Below are 16,366 nucleotides of genomic sequence, written 5' to 3' on the forward strand. Positions count from 1 at the left end.
CACGCCGGCAACGCACCGTCCCCCGCGCCGTCAAACGCAAAATGTCCAACTGGCCACTCAAGAAAACACCAAAAAACACAAAGTAAACGGCATTGGCCCTAGATCCAGGACGGCATCCACATCCGGAACCGCCAGTCCTGGTACGAAATCACTTCCGCGGTCCACACCGGGTAGAAGAATGCCGAGAGCAGCACGGCCGCCACGACGAAGAGCGCCACGAGGTAGAAGCCGGAGCGGCGCCGCCAGAGCGGGTCCGTGCGCCGGCCCAGGACCAGCCCCAGGCAGTAGACGAGGGCGAGCACCAGGAACGGTTCGAAGGAGACCGCATAGAAGAAGAACGTGGTGCGTTGCGGGTACATAAACCACGGCAGGTAGCCGGCGCCCACACCGGCCAGGACGGCCCCGGCGCGCCAGTCACGGCGGCCCAGCCACCAGAACAGCAGGACGCCGAGGCAGATTGCCGCGCTCCACCAGATCAGCGGGTTGCCGACAGAGAGGATCGCCGAGGTGCAGCTGGGCAGCTCACAGCCCGCCGTGCCCTGCTTGGGCGACTCATAGAAAAACGACGTCGGCCGCCCCATGACCAGCCAGCTCCAAGCGCTCGCCGCATAGGGGTGGTCCGCGCTCAGGCCCTGATGGAAGTTGTAGGCCTCGAGGTGGTAGTGCGCCAGCGAGCGGAGCGAGTCGGGAATCCAGCCCCACTGCGCCGAGGGATTGTTTTCGGCCCAGTGCCGGTAGTAGGCGTTGCTGGAGCGGAACCAGCCGGTCCAGGTGGCCGTGTAGACCAGGGTTGCGACGGGAACAATGCTCAGGAAGGCGGCGATGCCGTCCTTGATGATGCCGCCGGTGATCCAGCCATGGACGCCGGCGATGCGGCGCGCGCTGAGGTCCCAGAGGACTGTCAACAGCCCGAAGCCGGCCAGGAAGAACAGCGCCGACCATTTGGTGCCGACCGCCAGCCCAAGGCAGGCCCCGGCGGCCAGCCGCCACCAGCGGATTCCCAGCCAGGGGCCCGCGGCGAGCTGCAACCGCGACGGGATGCCGCCAGCGGATTCCCTGGCCTGCCTGCCGAGCCGGGCCGCGAGCCGGCGGCGGCCGTCGTCGCGGTCCATCAACAATGCGCCGAACGCGGCCAGGATCCAGAACATCAGGAAGATGTCCAGCAGCGAGGTGCGCGACATGACGAGGTGATGGCCGTCCACCGCCAGGAGCACCCCGGCCACGGCGCCCAGGGTGAGCGAGCGGAACAGCTTCTGCGCGATCAGGGCTAGCAGGAAGATTGAGAGCGTGCCGGTCAGGGCCGCACCAAAACGCCAGCCGAAGGAGCTCTCCGGCCCGAACAGCCACATGCCGGCGGCGATCATCCACTTGCCCACCGGCGGATGGACCACGTACTCCGGGCTGTCCAGCAGCACCCCGGGGTTGCCGGCGATGAAGGCGTCGTTGGCCTTGTCCGGCCACGCGCGTTCGTAGCCGCTGACCAAGAGGGAGTAAGCGTCCTTGACGTAATAGGTTTCGTCGAAGACCAGGTTGTGCGGGGTGTCCAGCCGGACGAAACGCAGGATCCCGCCGAGCACCGCGGTCAGGGCCGGAATGAGCCAGAACCACAGGCGCAGCGACGGCGGATAGTCCCGCCAGCTGCGGATGCTGCCGACCAGCCGCTCCGTGAGCGCTTCGGTGGTGAATGCCTCAGCGGGCCGGCTGATCCAGCGGTGCCCCTCAAGGTTGCGGCCGGTTCCGGCGGCGCCGCGGCGGCCGGTGTCGATGCTGTCCGGGCGGGGATCGGCGCGCACCGACGCGGTTGAACCGGCCTCGGCAGGCCGCATGGGGGTCTGCGTCACGTTGCCCATGCTACCTTTCGCGGCCGGGATCTTCGGTCCCGCGCGCCGCCCGCCGGCAGTAGGCTTGGGGGGTGGATCCCGAGCGAAGCACTTCCCAAGGCACGTCACCGTCACCCGCCCCCGCCGACGCCGTCCCGGCAGCGGGAACGGCCCCCGGTCCAGGCCGGATCGTGCTGGCCGCAACCCCGATCGGCAACGTCGGTGACGCCTCCGCCCGGCTGGTCGAACTGCTGACGACGGCGGACATTGTCGCAGCCGAGGACACCCGGCGGCTGCACCGGCTGGTGCAAAGCCTCGGCATCGCCGTGGCCGGCCGGGTAGTCAGCTACCACGAGCACAACGAGGAGGCCAAGACCGGCGAACTCCTCGACCAGGTGCGGTCCGGGAAGACGCTGGTGATGGTGACGGACGCCGGCATGCCGTCGGTCTCGGACCCGGGCTTCCGCCTGGTGGAAGGTGCCGTCGCTGCGGGCCTCACTGTCACCGCCGTTCCCGGTCCCTCGGCAGTGCTGACCGCGCTCGCCCTCTCCGGACTGCCGACGGACCGCTTCTGTTTCGAGGGCTTCCTGCCGCGGAAAGCGGGGGAGCGGACTTCTCGGCTCGCGGACCTCGACGCCGAACGGCGGACCATGGTGTTCTTTGAGGCGCCGCACCGGCTGGAGCCGATGCTCCGTGCCCTGTGCGAACGTTTCGGCGCCGATCGCCGAGCGGCCGTCTGCCGGGAGCTCACCAAGACCTATGAGGAAGTTATCCGGGGGAACTTGCGCGAACTCCTCGAGTGGGCCGAAACCAGCGAAGTCCGCGGCGAGATCGCCGTCGTCGTGGGCGGCGCGCCCGAACGGGAGCCGGGCAAACCGGAAGATCAGGTCGACGCCGTGAACGCGCTGATCGCCCAGGGCATCAGGCTGAAAGAAGCCGTCGCCGCCGTGGCCGAGGACGCCAGGGTCAGCAAACGGGAACTCTACTCGGCCGTCCTCGCCGCACGCTGAGCCGCACGCTGAGCCACACGCTGAGCCGGCCGCAGACCGGTGCTCCGGCCGGGCGAGGCGTGCCCCATTTTCCTTGTGCAGCTGCACAGCAATAACGGTGCTGTCTAGTGCGCCCAGGCGTAGACACCCCGCGGAATGGAGCAGTACCGTGGCATAAACCCAGCCCGCCGCGCACTGTTGCGGGGCGATCCAATGGGACCCGCCCATTGCTGTACGAGGGAGTCGTTGTGACCGTAACTGCCCAGCCCACCGTGACCGCGGAGCGTGAGGCCGGCCTGCTGGCCTCGATTCCGACAGGCCTGCTGATTGACGGACAGTGGCGTCCGGCCATGTCCGGCAAGACCTTCGACGTCGAGGATCCCGCCACCGGCACGGTCCTGCTGAGCATCGCCGACGCCGGTCCCGAGGACGGCGCCGCCGCCCTCGACGCGGCGGCTGCCGCGCAGGAGTCGTGGGCCAAGGTCCCGCCACGGGAGCGCGGCGAAATCCTGCGCCGCGCCTTTGAACTCGTCACCGCACGGGCCGAAGACTTCGCCCTGCTGATGACTCTGGAGATGGGCAAGCCGCTGGCCGAGGCCCGTGGCGAGGTCACTTACGGCGCCGAGTTCCTGCGCTGGTTCTCCGAGGAAGCCGTCCGCACGTCCGGGCGGTACTCGGTCTCCCCGGACGGCAAGTCCCGGCTGCTGGTGACCAAGAAGCCGGTGGGTCCCTGTCTGCTGATCACGCCGTGGAACTTCCCGCTGGCCATGGCCACCCGCAAGATCGCCCCTGCCGTCGCCGCCGGCTGCACCATGGTGCTCAAGTCCGCGAACCTGACCCCCCTGACCTCTCAGCTGTTCGCGGCCGTCATGCTGGAAGCCGGCCTGCCGGCGGGGGTGCTGAACCTGATCCCGACCTCCACCGCGGGTGCCACGACCGGTCCGCTGATCAAGGATTCCCGGCTCCGCAAGCTCTCCTTCACCGGCTCCACCGAAGTCGGCCGCCGGCTGCTTGCCGACGCGTCGGAGACGGTGCTGCGGACCTCGATGGAGCTCGGCGGCAACGCCCCGTTCGTGGTGTTCGAGGACGCCGACGTCGACGCCGCCGTCGCCGGGGCGATGCTGGCGAAGCTGCGGAACATGGGTGAGGCCTGCACCGCGGCCAACCGGTTCATCGTGCACGAGTCCGTCGCCGGCGAATTCGCGGCGAAGTTCGCCGCGAAGATGGCGGAAATGACGACGGCCCGCGGCACCGAAGCGGACTCCAAGCTTGGCCCGCTGATCGATGCCAAGAGCCGGGACAAGGTCCACGAACTGGTCACCGACGCCGTCGCCGCCGGCGCGGTGGCGGTCACCGGCGGTTCCGCTGTCGAAGGCCCCGGCTACTTCTACCAGCCCACGATCCTCACCGGCATCACCGAGGGCGCCCGGATCCTGTCGGAGGAAATCTTCGGCCCGGTCGCCCCGATCATCACCTTCGGCACCGAGGACGAGGCGGTCCGGCTCGCCAACAACACCGAGTACGGTCTGGTGGCCTACGTCTTCACGAAAGACCTGAACCGCGGCATCCGGATGGGCGAACGCCTGGAGACGGGGATGCTCGGCCTGAACGCCGGCGTGGTGTCCAACGCGGCCGCCCCGTTCGGCGGCGTCAAGCAGTCCGGACTGGGCCGCGAGGGCGGCCTCGAGGGCATCGAGGAATACCTCTACACCCAGTACATCGGCATCGCCGACCCCTACGCCGGCTAGCCGCGCCGCAGCCTGCGCACGGCGTCGCGGATCCTGGACCATATCTCTGCGGCACCGCGACGGGCACTCTTGGCCGGGGCGGAGAGCGCGCGCAACGGCGTCGCCGCACGGCCGCCCCAGCGGGCGGCGAGCGAGGGCGGCACCCAGGTGGCCCGCAGCCGGGTCCACCAGGACGCGTTGGCCCGCAGGGTCTCGCGGACCAGTGCGATCCGGTCCGCTGGCGGGCCGCCGGCCGGGGAACCGGAGTCGGGACGGCCGTACTGCTGGCGTTCGAAGTCCCCGGTCAGCGACGCCACGGCCGCGTGGGCCGGTGCGTCCAGGCCGCCCGTTTCGCCAAGCGCCCCCGACCCGCGCAGCCGCCCGGCGAAGTGCCGCGGGGACTCGCTGCTGCGCGGCGGAACGCGAAAGTCGGTGGCCAGGTCCTGCAGTTCGGCCCAGGCCGGCGCCGCGCTCCCTGAACCGGCAGCTCCGGACGCCGTCAGCCGGCGCCGCCGGATACTGCCGCGCGCCAGCGCCGGAGTTGCCAGCAGCATCATCAGCAGCAGGCTGCCGGCGGCGTAAAGCAGGGGCACGTACCGGGCATCCGAGCCGCCGTCACCACCGGGTCCGGGCAGCGTCAGCGGGGACGGCGCCGGAGCCGTGGTGGGCTTCGGGTCGCCCGTGGGGACCAGTCCGTCGTTGTTTTCGTTGGTACTGGCGCCGCTGGGCGCCGCCGGCTCGGCAGCGTAGCCCGGCACCACACCGCGGGACGGTGTCGGTTCGAAAGCCACCCAGCCGACGCCCTGGAAGTAGAGCTCGGGCCAGGCATGCGCGTCACGGGCATCGACCTCGTACTCGGGCAGCGCCGCCTGACCGGGAATCGAGACCGTGGCGCCGGTGACGCGGCCCGGCGCGTAGCCGACGGCGATCCGGCTGGGGATTCCTTCCAGCCGCGCCATGACGGCCATCGCTGAGGCGAAATGAATGCAATAGCCGCTTTTTTGGGTCAGGAAGTCCGCCAGGACGGAGAGCCCGTTGCCGTCATAGCCGCCCTGGACGGGGGACTGGAGCGAGTAGCGGAACTCCGGGGACCGCAGGTACGTCTGGATCGCCATGGCCTTGGCGTAGCCGGTGTTGCTGCCTGCCGTGACTGTATCGGCGGTCTGCCGCACGATTTGGGGAACATTCGCCGGGATCCGCGTGAACGTGTCCGGGACGCCACGTACCGGGTCCGAGGACTGTGCCAGCATGGCGGGGGTCAGCTTCGGTGTCACCGACGTCACCACATACTGCTGGTTGCGGGAGTTCACATCCACCCCTTTAATACTCAGCGTCGCCGGATCCCAGTTCCACCGTCCGGTCAGGCCGTTGACCGCCTCGGGCGCGTAGGGAACCGGCAGGTACGGGCTCGTGAACTGGCCGGCATCAACGGCCGTGACCACCTGGACCTCCTCCTGAACGGTGGAGTCGAGCCCTGCGTCCATCCGTCCGTTGACCGCCCGGCGGCTGGCGTCCCGGTCGTCCGGCGACCACGAATCGCCGTCGAAGCTGTCCACCGTGACGGAGCGAAGATAGGGTGCCGCGGCGGCATTGGTGGCGTAGGTGATCCGGCCGGTTCCGTCGGGGCTACGTAGGCTGTTGCCCAGGCTGATCATCGGGTTCAGACCGTTGGACGCGCCCCAGGGATTCAGCCGTGAGCCCTGTGGGAAGGTGCCCTGGTCGAAGCCGGGGACCACTAGCTGGAGCAGAAGCGTGAGGGCCAACGCCATGGCCCCGGTCACGGAGGCGCGTTTGAGCTGGCCCGGGCTCGGTGCCGTGTCCGTGCGGATCCCCGAGCCCGGCTGGAACCAGTGGCTGCAGGCCAGGACCATCAGATAGCCGATCGCGGCACCCGTGAAACCCAACCAGCCGACACTTTGCGGCTTGACCATGGCCGGCACCACCAGGATGGCAAGGATCCCGAGCCCGCTGGTGGCCGGCATGCCGAGCGGGACGCAAAGGGCGTCGATGAGGATCACCAGCAGACCCAACACGGCGCAGATCAGCAGCACGATGCCGGCGTTCGGCGCCACGGGGGTGGTCTCGGCCAGTACGGTTTCGCTGGCGCGCTGCAGGTATCGCTGAACCTGGTCCATGGTGTCGCCGGAGGGGATGAATCCGGCGATGCTGTGCTGCCGGAAAAAGGTGAACGTCAGGACCAGCGCCAACGCCGCGAAGCCTCCGGCGCCGACCAGGACGCTGCGCTGCCGCAACGCGCGGAGCGCCGCCATCGTCATCGCGACGCCGAGGACCGTGGTGAGCGCGGCCGGGTACCACGCCCAGCCGCGCAGTACGCCGTTGAGCCCCAGGGCTGCCCCCGCGACGCTGACCGCGACGGCGAGTCCCATGACCCACGGTTCGAAGCCCGCCAGCTTCGTCCGGCCGGCGCCTCCGCGCGGGATAACCGGAGGCTTCCCGGCGTCGCGCCCGGACGCCCCGGGGGCCGTGCCGCGCTGCGGAGCCAGCGTCATCGCCGGCCTCCCGAGCCGCGCCGCACGTCGGCGGCAGCCGAGAGCGCCGGGGTCCCGCCCTGGTCGAAGGCCGACCATGCGGCAGGCAGCGGGGTTGCGGGGGAGACGGCTACGGCACGCCACCCCCCGCGGCGCAGGCTCTCCAGGACCGGCCCGGTATCTGCCGCGCGGTCGGTGACCACGAGGGCGAAGGCATTCGCGCCGAAGCCGGCCGCCGGAGCGAGCGAGCGCGCCTCGGACGCCGAGAGCCGTCCCAGGATCGCGAGGATGGGCCCGCGCAGCCGGTGCGCGGAGAGCTTGTCCATCAGCCGGTCGTCGAAGGGCTGCTGCCCCGTCTCGGCCGCGGGACGGCGCGGTCCGGTCAGCTGGATCGCGGCGAGGCTCGCTGCAATGGACTGCAGGCCGCCGACCCCGACATATTCGTCGGTCTCCGGCTCGGGCGCCGAGGGCGAATTCAGGAAGGCCGGTTCACCCGCAGGGTCCAGGCAGCGCAGGGCGTAGTTCCGCTCGCCGAGGTGGGCGCTGATGGACATGGCGGCGGTGACGGCCCACTCGAACGCGTCGCTGCTGACCGGCTCGTGTCCGTCGGCCGCGTCGCCTCCGGAGACGAAGCCGGAGGAGTACGCCAGGAACCGATGGTCCAGGATGATCGTCGCTTCCGGTGTCGTGACTGATTCCTCCTGCCGCACCATGAGGGAGCCGTGCCGGGCCGTCGCCGCCCAGTGCACGCGGCGGATCGGATCGCCGTGCCGGTACTCGCGCGTCATGACGTCGTCGTCGCTCGGGTTGGCGCGGATCCGGGTGGCGGTGACGCCGTCGTGGCCGCGTGCGCCGGCCAGCCCGGTCACGGAAAGTTCAACGGCCGCGGGGGTCACGGTGAGGACGTCCCCGCTGTCGATCGCGTGGCGGTGCACGGAAAGCCCGAAGGGGTCGCTGAATTCGGCCATGACCGGCCCGATCAGGAACTGGCCACGTTTCGCACTCCGGAGCTTGTACTCATAGCGGCTGGACCCTGCGGCAGCGGTGCGCGCCGGAAAACGGAACACCGGGGACTGCCCGAAGCGGGACGGGAGTTGCTCGTCCATGAGTGCGTGCCCGGTACCCGGGCCGGTGCGCGCCACCGCGAGCCGGACGGTAGTGGTCGAGGAGGTCTCGACCGGCGACGGGTTGAACTCCCGGTAGACCTGGAACCGGGGCTTGAGCAGCCTGGTCCCGGCGAGCGACAACAGCGGCAGGACCAGCAGCAGGAGGGCCAGCACCAGCAGGTCACGACGGCCCAGCACCTGGGCGGCCAGCAGGAACAGCAAGCCTGCTCCCAGCAGGCCCCAGCCGCGTGGGCTGAAGATGTGCTTCGGGAACCGGTCCAGCCACGCCACGGCCGCCTCAGCCTCCTAGCGGCCGGCGGGGCGGGCGGGGTGGGCCGAGAGCTGCGCGCCGGACCCGGTTCGGCCGCTGTCCCCACCGGCCCGGGCCAGCGACTGGGACGTCTCCTGGCGGACAGGCACCGTCGCCAGGATGGACCGGATGACACTCTGCGGAGTCTCGCCGGTGCTGGCCGCTTTACGGTCCAGGATGATCCGGTGCGCCAGTACCGCTTCGGCGACGCTCACGACGTCGTCGGGCAGCACGAAATCCCGGCCCTCCAAGGCGGCGGTGGCCTTGGCAGCCCGCAGCAGCTGCAGCATGGAACGGGGGCTCGCACCCAGCCTGAGCATGGCACTCTCCCTCGTGGCGCGGCCCAGGGACACCGTATATTCCTTGATCGAGGCGGACACATATACCTGCTGGACGGCGGCGATCATGGACGCCACCTCTCCCGCGGTGACCACTGCCGTCACCCGGGTCAGCGGGGAGGTGGCCTGGTGCGTTTCGAGCATCTCCAGCTCGGCGTCGTGGTCCGGGTAGCCCATCGAGATGCGGGCCATGAAACGGTCGCGCTGCGCTTCCGGCAGCGGGTAGGTGCCCTCCATCTCGATCGGGTTCTGGGTGGCCACCACCATGAAAGGTTCGTCGAGTTTGTAGGATTTGCCGTCCACCGTGACCTGGTGCTCCTCCATGCACTCCAGCAGGGCCGACTGCGTCTTGGCGGATGCCCGGTTGATCTCGTCGCCGATCACAATGTTGGCGAACACTGCGCCGGGCCGGAACTCAAACGTGCGGGACGCCTGGTTGTAAATGGACACCCCGGTGACATCGGAGGGCAGTAGATCCGGCGTGAACTGGATCCGGCTGACCGAACAGTCGATGGTCCGGGCCAGGGTCTTCGCCAGCAGGGTCTTGCCCACCCCCGGAACATCCTCCAGGAGCAGATGCCCCTGGGCCAGCAGCACGGTCAGCGCCAATTTGGCGGCGTCGGCCTTGCCGTCGATCACGGTGTTAATGGCGCGCAGGATGCGCTCGCTGGCGGCGTGGAAGGCCGCGGCCTCCATCGGGGCGCTTCCGGTCGTGGGCACCGGGCGCACGTGGCCCTGCTGCTCCGGCAGCGCTTCGTCTACAGAGGTGCTTCGGTGATAGTCCATCGGCAGCCTTTCAGCCCTGGTGCAGCCCGGGCGGAGCGGCAACGTATGCCGGCACCCGCATCTGGTTCACGCCTGTCCCTGGTATCAGAGTACTAACACAACTGACGAAGCATAGAGAGAGTTCCGGGTAATTCTCCGCCCGGGCCGCGGCTAGGCTAAAAGGATGTGCAATCCGCTGACTCCCGCTCCTTTCCGCGCGACCGGCAGCGTGGAAGCTGGGCGCGGTCCGTCCGGCCGGAAGGCGTATCCGCCGGCGCCGGAGCCCCTTCCCGTCCCGGTCATGGACAACCACACCCACCTGGACTTTCCGGATGCCGGTCCGGCGGTCAGCATCAAAGACGCCCTCGACGCCGCCGAGGCAGTGGGTGTCCGGGGCGCGATACAGGTGGGGTGTGATCTAGAGTCGTCCCGTTTCACCGTGCGGGCAGTCGAGCAGGACTCCCGGCTGCTGGGCGCCGTCGCCCTGCACCCCAACGACGCCCCGGCGTACGCAGAACGCGGGGAACTGGAGGAAGCTCTGGCGGAGATTGAGGATCTCGCGGCGCACCCGCGGATCCGGGCCATTGGCGAAACCGGTCTGGACTTCTTCCGCACCGAGGGGGAGGGGCTGGTCCAGCAGCGGTACTCCTTCCGCCGCCACATCGACATCGCCAAGCGCCTCGGCCTGACGCTGCAGATCCATGACCGGGACGCGCACGAGGACGTGGTCCAGGTCCTTCGTGAGGAGGGCGCCCCGGAGCAGGTGGTGTTCCACTGCTTCTCCGGCGGCGAAGAGCTCGCCCGGATTTGCAACGAGGAGGGCTGGTTCATGTCCTTCGCCGGGACCGTGACGTTCAAAAACGCTGCCAACCTGCGCGCGGCCCTGGCCATTGCCGATGCCGGACGGCTCCTCGTCGAGACCGATGCCCCGTTCCTCACCCCGCACCCGCACCGGGGGAGGCCGAACGCCAGCTACATGGTTCCGTACACGGTCCGTGCCATGGCCGAATTGACAGGCCGGGACCTCGCGGAATTGTGTGCCCGGTTGGCCGGAAACACCGTTCAGGCGTACGGATCCTGGGACTGAATTCGTCGTTTAAGGCCGTTCCGCGAACATACCGGGTATGCATGAAATCTTGGTGGGTTTATAACGCTACGGTTACAGTGGTCAACTATTAGCCGGGGTCGGGGAAGGCCTTCGGAGAATTTCACTCCCTTCGGGCGCACCGCGGTACAGAAACCACGTGTGCGCTCTCGCTTGGAAGTGTGGCGGTGCCCGCGTTTTCCGCAAACATCCGGACCTGTTCCGGACTGCCCCTGGGGTGTTTGCGCCGGGAAGACGTGTGCGCTTTTCCCCGTGCCCGGATGGTCCAACAGATATGGGCAATCGTGGTCAAGTTCTTCACATCGGACGGCAAGGTCAGCTTCGTCAAGGTCGGCGCACAACTCGTAGTGCTTGTGGCGCTCGTGCTGGGACTCGTCGCCTTCGTTGGCAACAACAAGACGGTCACCCTCAACGTTGACGGGAAAGTGAGCTCCGTCCAGACGTTCGGCGGCACCGTCGGCCAGGTGGTCCGGGGCGCCAAGGTGGAGCTGCAGTCCGCGGACAAGGTCTCGCCCTCGGCGGACTCCCATGTGCAGGACGGATCCGTGATCAACGTCAACCTGGCCAAGGCCGTTAAGGTCAGCTTGGATGGTGCAGAGCGGACCATCAACACCACAGCGCCCACCGTGGAGCGTCTGGTATCGGAGCTCGGCGTCGCCGGCGCCTCGGAAGTTTCCGCCCCGAAGGACGCACAGCTCGCCGTTACCGGCTCCTTCGTCAGCATCTCGACGCCGAAGACCGTGACCATCGTCGCGGACGGCAACGCCGCCAAGACCACGACGACGTCGGCCACCGTAGGGCAGCTGCTCACGGACACCGGCATCAAGGTTGGCGCCACCGACCGCGTCTCCCAGCCCGATAACGCCCACGTCGTCAACGACATGGTCGTGAAGGTGTCACGGGTCGACACCACCCAGACCGCGGACGCCACCGAGGCCGTCCCGTTCGAGACCCTCACCACGGAAGATGCGGCGATGCTCAAGGGTGAGAAGACGGTCACCCAGGCCGGCGCTGCCGGAAGTATCAGCAAGAGCTTCAAACTGGTCCTCGTTGACGGCCGCGAAGCCTCCCGGACCCTGGTGTCCCAGAACATCACCCTGCAGCCCGTGACCCAGAAGGTCGCCGTCGGCACCAAGGAGAAGCCCAAGGCCGAGCCGACGGCCGCAGCAGCGAACACCGGCGCCGCAGCACCGGCAATGATGAACGAGGCCATGTGGGACAAGATCGCCCAGTGCGAGTCCGGCGGCAACTGGTCCATCAGCTCCGGGAACGGCTACTACGGCGGCCTGCAGTTCGACGTCGGATCCTGGCTGGCGAACGGCGGGGGCGCATACGCGCCCAACGCCGCCGCGGCGAGCAAGGCGCAGCAGATCGCGGTCGCAAACGCGTACTACGCCAAGGCAGGCCTGCGTCCTTGGGGCTGCGGCTGGGCGGCGTCCCGCTAACAGCGAGTACGGCTGCCGCGGTGTTTGACCACCGCCGCGGCACCGATAGGTGGCCGGTCCCGGAACCCACGGGGCCGGCCATTGTCGTTGCCGCCGCGGGATAGGATACCTAGGTGACTGAACCGACCCCCTCCGCCGCCGTCGAGCCATCCGGAAAGCTGCCGCCCGGCACTCCGGCGCAGCTCCTGGGCGCGTCAGACATCCGCCGGCTGGCCGAGGAAATCGGGGTCCGCCCCACCAAGACACTGGGCCAGAACTTCGTTATCGACGGAAATACCATCCGGCGCATCGTAGGCGCCGCGGACATCGGCGCGGAGGAGACGGTCCTGGAGGTGGGTCCGGGGCTTGGTTCGCTGACCCTTGGCCTGCTGGACGCCGCGAAGGCGGTGGTCGCCGTCGAAATCGACCCGGTCCTTGCCGCCAAGCTCCCCGCGACGGTCGGCCGGTGGCGCCCCGACGCCGTGGAGAACTTCCACCTGGTCCTCGCCGACGCGATGAAGGTCACCGAACTGCCGGTGCAGCCCACCGCGCTGGTGGCCAATCTTCCCTACAACGTGGCCGTCCCCGTGGTGCTGCACCTGCTGCAGCATTTCCCGAGCCTGCGGCACGGCCTGGTGATGGTCCAGGACGAGGTCGCCGACCGGCTCGCGGCCCCCCCGGGCTCCAAGACCTACGGCGTGCCGTCGGTCAAGGCGGCCTGGTACAGCGGCATGCGCAAGGCCGGCGTCATCGGCATGAACGTGTTTTGGCCGGCCCCCAAGATCCACTCCGGCCTGGTCGCCTTCACCCGCCGGGAACCGCCGGCCACCACAGCCACAAGGGAACAGGTCTTCGCCGTCATAGACGCGGCCTTCGCCCAGCGGCGCAAGACGCTCCGGGCGGCCCTGGCGGGCTGGGCCGGCAGCGCCGCCGAAGCCGAACGCTGCCTCCGCGCCGCCGGCGTCGACCCCACCGCCCGCGGCGAAGTGCTCGATATCGCCGCCTTCGCCCGGATCGCCGAAGCACACGCCCAGCCCGGTTCCTGACCGCCGCGGCCGCTGGGAATGCGCCGGTGGCTGCTGCGGGTGCTGCCGGTGCGGCTTTGTGGCTGTGCGGGTGCTGCTTGGAGCCACGGCGTGCGATGCCATAGCGTGGAGCCATGAACGCAGTGAGAGGGCGCTTTTCCGCGAGGACTGTCCGGGTCAAGGCCCCCGGCAAAGTAAACGTCTCGCTGGATGTCGGGCCCCTGCGCGCGGACGGCTACCACCCGGTGGCCAGCGTCTACCTAGCGGTATCACTCTACGAAGAGGTCGCGGCCACCAGCACGGACACCGGTGAAATCACGGTCGGCATCAGCCCTGCCAGCACCCTGGACCTTGACGACGTCGACATCCCGCTCGACGAGCGCAACCTCGCGTACAAGGCCGCGGCCATCATGGCGGACGTCTCGGAGCATGCCGCCGGCGTCCACCTGGAAATTACCAAGCGCGTCCCGGTCGCCGGCGGGATGGGCGGCGGCTCGGCCGACGCGGCGGCCACACTGCTGGCCTGCGACGCCCTCTGGAATAGCGGACTCTCGCGCGACGAGCTTGCCCACCTGGCGGCCGAACTCGGCGCGGATGTTCCGTTTTCCCTGCTGGGAGGCACCGCCGTCGGCCTCGGTGTGGGCGACGAACTGTCTCCTGCCCTGGCCAAAGCCCAGACGGACTGGGTGCTCGTCACCGCGGACTTCGGCCTGTCCACCCCGGAAGTTTTCCGCACCCTCGACCGGTTGCGCGCCGCCGAGGGGGCGCAGATCGAGGCGCCCGCCTCGGTGGACCCGAGGGTCCTCGCAGCGCTCCGCAGCGGCGACGCCGATGCGCTGAGCCGGGTCCTCGTCAATGACCTGCAGCGCGCCTCGATTGAGTTGGCGCCTGGACTCCGCGACGTGCTGGGTCTCGGCGAATCCTGCGGCGCGATTGCCGGGATCGTCTCCGGATCGGGGCCCACCGTGGCCCTGCTGGCCCACAGCCCTGCCGCCGCCGAGGGCCTTGCCGGGGAACTCCGGCACCACGGCCTCGAGGCCATGGCAGTCCACGGCCCGGTGCACGGCGCCCGCATCATCTCCGATACGCTCCTTTAGTGGCGTGGACGGAATCTACCGCGGACACACCCCGGCGTGAAGCGCCTTTAGCTCGATCATTACATCTAGGAAAGCAGTTCCCCGTGGCACACCTTCTTGGCGGCGAAAACCTCACAGTTTCGTACGCGACGCGCACCGTCCTGGACGGCATCACCCTCGGACTCGAGGAGGGCGACCGGATCGGGATGGTGGGCCGCAACGGCGACGGCAAATCCACGCTGATGCGCCTGCTGGCCATGCGCTCCACGCCGGACTCGGGCCGGGTAACCAAGCGCAGCGAAGTCAATGTCGGCTACCTGGACCAGAGCGACGTCCTGGACGGCGACCTCACCGTCGGCGCTGCGATCGTCGGCGACCAGGCCGACTACGAATGGGCCCGCAATCCCAAGATCCGTGAAGTCATGGGCGGCCTGGTGTCCGACGTGGACTGGCACGCCAACGTCCATGCCCTCTCCGGCGGGCAAAAGCGCCGCGTCGCGCTGGCCAAGCTGCTGATCGAGGACCACGACGTCATCATGCTCGACGAGCCCACCAACCACCTCGACGTCGAGGGCGTCGCCTGGCTGTCCCGGCACCTGAATACGCGCTGGCGGGCCAACCAGGGCGCTTTCCTGGTGGTCACGCACGACCGCTGGTTCCTCGACGAGGTCTGCAACAAGACCTGGGAAATCCATGACGGCATCATGGACCCGTTCGACGGCGGCTATGCGGCCTACGTCCTGGCCCGCGCCGAGCGTGACCGCTCCGCCTCGGTGACGGAAAGCAAACGCCAGCAACTTGTGAAGAAGGAGCTGGCCTGGCTGCGCCGCGGTGCCCCGGCCCGGACGGCCAAGCCGAAGTTCCGGATCGAGGCCGCCAACGCGCTGATCGCCGACGTCCCCGAGCCGCGCGACTCAACGGCGCTGAGCAAGATGGCCACGGCACGTCTCGGCAAGGATGTGCTGGACCTGGAAAACGTCTCGCTCGATTTCCTGGGCGGGAGCGAAGGGCAGAAGCTCTTCGACAACATCACGCTGCGTCTCGCGCCGGGGGAGCGGCTGGGGCTGGTCGGGGTCAACGGCGCCGGCAAGACCACCCTGCTGAAGCTGCTCAACGGTGAGATCGAGCCCAGTTCCGGCAAGGTCAAACGCGGAAAGACAGTGGTTACCGCGGTGCTTACCCAGGAGGTCAAGGAGCTCGACGACGTCTCGGACCTGCGGGTGATAGAGGTGATTGAACGCGAAAAGCGTTCCTTCAACGTGGGCGGCAAGGAATTCACCGCCGGCCAGCTCGTGGAACAGCTTGGCTTCACGAATGAGAAGCAGTGGACCCCGGTCAAAGACCTCTCCGGTGGTGAGCGCCGCCGGCTCCAGCTGCTGCGCCTGCTCGTGGGCGAGCCCAACGTGCTGATGCTCGACGAACCGACCAACGACCTCGACACTGACACACTCGCCGCCGTCGAAGACGTTCTTGACGGCTGGCCGGGCACACTGGTGGTGGTCAGTCACGACCGTTACCTGCTGGAACGCGTGACGGACCACCAGATGGCCCTGCTGGGCGACGGCAAGCTCCGCGGCCTGCCCGGCGGCGTGGACCAGTACCTGGAACTGCGCGAGTCGGCATTGGCCGGATCCACCATCACCGGCGGCGGCAACCCGGTCACCGGGCCAAGCGGCAGTTCCACACCAGCCTCTTCCGGCTCCTCGGAAGCGGAAAAGCGCGACGCCCGCAAAGCCAAGAACCGGATCGAGCGCCAACTGGGCAAACTCCAGCAGCAGGAGGACAAGGTCCACGCCCAGATGACCGCCGGGGCCGGGGACGCCTCCAAATTCGACGAGCTTGCCGGCCTCAACGCGAAACTGCAGGGGCTCGCCGCCGAACGCGAAGCCCTCGAGCTCGAGTGGATTGAGGCACTCGAAGTCCTCGGGGAGTAAGCTGCCGCCCGGCTCCCCACTGGACATGCCCAGTGCGCGGTCATAGGAACGAGTATGCTCCCGGGCTATACCGAGGGCCCAGGACATGTCCCTCGGTATGGCCCGGGGATGGGCATATTGGTGGCATGTCCATTCCTCGCCGCCACGGACGGGCATGCCCCACGGCCTGTCACAGCGCAGCGCGGACATTTCCCAGTGAGCGGTCCCGCGAGTCAGGGTGCATTGGTGTCAGGCTGCCTTCCCGAACGAATTCCCCAG

Annotated in this window: 11 protein-coding genes; 7 read left to right on the forward strand and 4 right to left on the reverse strand. The window is 68.7% G+C overall.

The window, feature by feature from the left end:
• Nucleotides 1-98: 98 nt before the first annotated feature.
• Complete coding sequence (locus tag ABIB14_RS14030) at nt 99-1,850, reverse strand: dolichyl-phosphate-mannose--protein mannosyltransferase (protein ID WP_354236530.1); 1,752 nt, start codon at nt 1,848-1,850, stop codon at nt 99-101.
• Between the two features lie 62 nt (nt 1,851-1,912).
• Here ABIB14_RS14030 and rsmI point away from each other — a divergent pair, with 62 nt between their 5' ends.
• Both rsmI and ABIB14_RS14040 read left to right on the forward strand, forming a co-directional pair.
• Nucleotides 1,913-2,830 (forward strand): 16S rRNA (cytidine(1402)-2'-O)-methyltransferase, encoded by a 918-nt coding sequence (rsmI, locus tag ABIB14_RS14035; protein WP_502909671.1) that lies wholly within the window; start codon nt 1,913-1,915, stop codon nt 2,828-2,830.
• A 227-nt stretch (nt 2,831-3,057) separates the two neighbouring features.
• The gene (locus ABIB14_RS14040) at nt 3,058-4,557 is read left to right on the forward strand and encodes an NAD-dependent succinate-semialdehyde dehydrogenase (RefSeq protein ID WP_354236531.1); all 1,500 of its coding nucleotides are present in this window, start codon (nt 3,058-3,060) and stop codon (nt 4,555-4,557) included.
• On the opposite strand, the gene ABIB14_RS14045 is transcribed toward ABIB14_RS14040, so the two are convergent.
• Genes ABIB14_RS14045 through ABIB14_RS14055 form a run of 3 tightly spaced genes read right to left on the reverse strand, consistent with a single transcriptional unit; the run spans nt 4,554 to nt 9,565 of the window.
• Nucleotides 4,554-7,046 (reverse strand): transglutaminase TgpA family protein, encoded by a 2,493-nt coding sequence (locus ABIB14_RS14045; RefSeq protein WP_354236532.1) that lies wholly within the window; start codon nt 7,044-7,046, stop codon nt 4,554-4,556. The genes ABIB14_RS14040 and ABIB14_RS14045 overlap by 4 nt on opposite strands.
• Nucleotides 7,043-8,422: a DUF58 domain-containing protein gene (locus ABIB14_RS14050; RefSeq protein ID WP_354236533.1), complete on the reverse strand. Its 1,380-nt coding sequence runs from the start codon at nt 8,420-8,422 to the stop codon at nt 7,043-7,045. Before ABIB14_RS14050 ends, ABIB14_RS14045 begins: the two co-directional genes overlap by 4 nt.
• Nucleotides 8,423-8,437: 15 nt before the next feature.
• Nucleotides 8,438-9,565 (reverse strand): AAA family ATPase, encoded by a 1,128-nt coding sequence (locus tag ABIB14_RS14055; RefSeq protein WP_354236534.1) that lies wholly within the window; start codon nt 9,563-9,565, stop codon nt 8,438-8,440.
• Nucleotides 9,566-9,728: 163 nt separating this feature from the next.
• On the opposite strand from ABIB14_RS14055, the gene ABIB14_RS14060 reads away from it, so the two are divergent.
• The 5 genes from ABIB14_RS14060 (at nt 9,729) to ABIB14_RS14080 (ending at nt 16,108) form a co-directional block, all read left to right on the forward strand.
• Nucleotides 9,729-10,631, forward strand: a complete 903-nt coding sequence (locus tag ABIB14_RS14060) for a TatD family hydrolase (protein ID WP_354236535.1) — start codon at nt 9,729-9,731, stop codon at nt 10,629-10,631.
• Nucleotides 10,632-10,909: 278 nt separating this feature from the next.
• The gene (locus tag ABIB14_RS14065; RefSeq protein WP_354236536.1) at nt 10,910-12,094 is read left to right on the forward strand and encodes a resuscitation-promoting factor; all 1,185 of its coding nucleotides are present in this window, start codon (nt 10,910-10,912) and stop codon (nt 12,092-12,094) included.
• A 158-nt stretch (nt 12,095-12,252) separates the two neighbouring features.
• Nucleotides 12,253-13,119, forward strand: coding sequence for a 16S rRNA (adenine(1518)-N(6)/adenine(1519)-N(6))-dimethyltransferase RsmA (gene rsmA / locus ABIB14_RS14070; protein ID WP_354236572.1), 867 nt, complete (start codon nt 12,253-12,255; stop codon nt 13,117-13,119).
• Between the two features lie 113 nt (nt 13,120-13,232).
• Complete coding sequence (locus ABIB14_RS14075; protein WP_354236537.1) at nt 13,233-14,195, forward strand: 4-(cytidine 5'-diphospho)-2-C-methyl-D-erythritol kinase; 963 nt, start codon at nt 13,233-13,235, stop codon at nt 14,193-14,195.
• Between the two features lie 83 nt (nt 14,196-14,278).
• Entirely contained in the window at nt 14,279-16,108 is a 1,830-nt protein-coding gene (locus ABIB14_RS14080) for an ABC-F family ATP-binding cassette domain-containing protein (RefSeq protein ID WP_354236538.1), read from the forward strand.
• Nucleotides 16,109-16,366: the final 258 nt, after the last annotated feature.

This window comes from Arthrobacter sp. UYEF3 (assembly GCF_040546245.1).
In the GTDB taxonomy this organism is placed as follows: Bacteria; Actinomycetota; Actinomycetes; order Actinomycetales; family Micrococcaceae; genus Arthrobacter.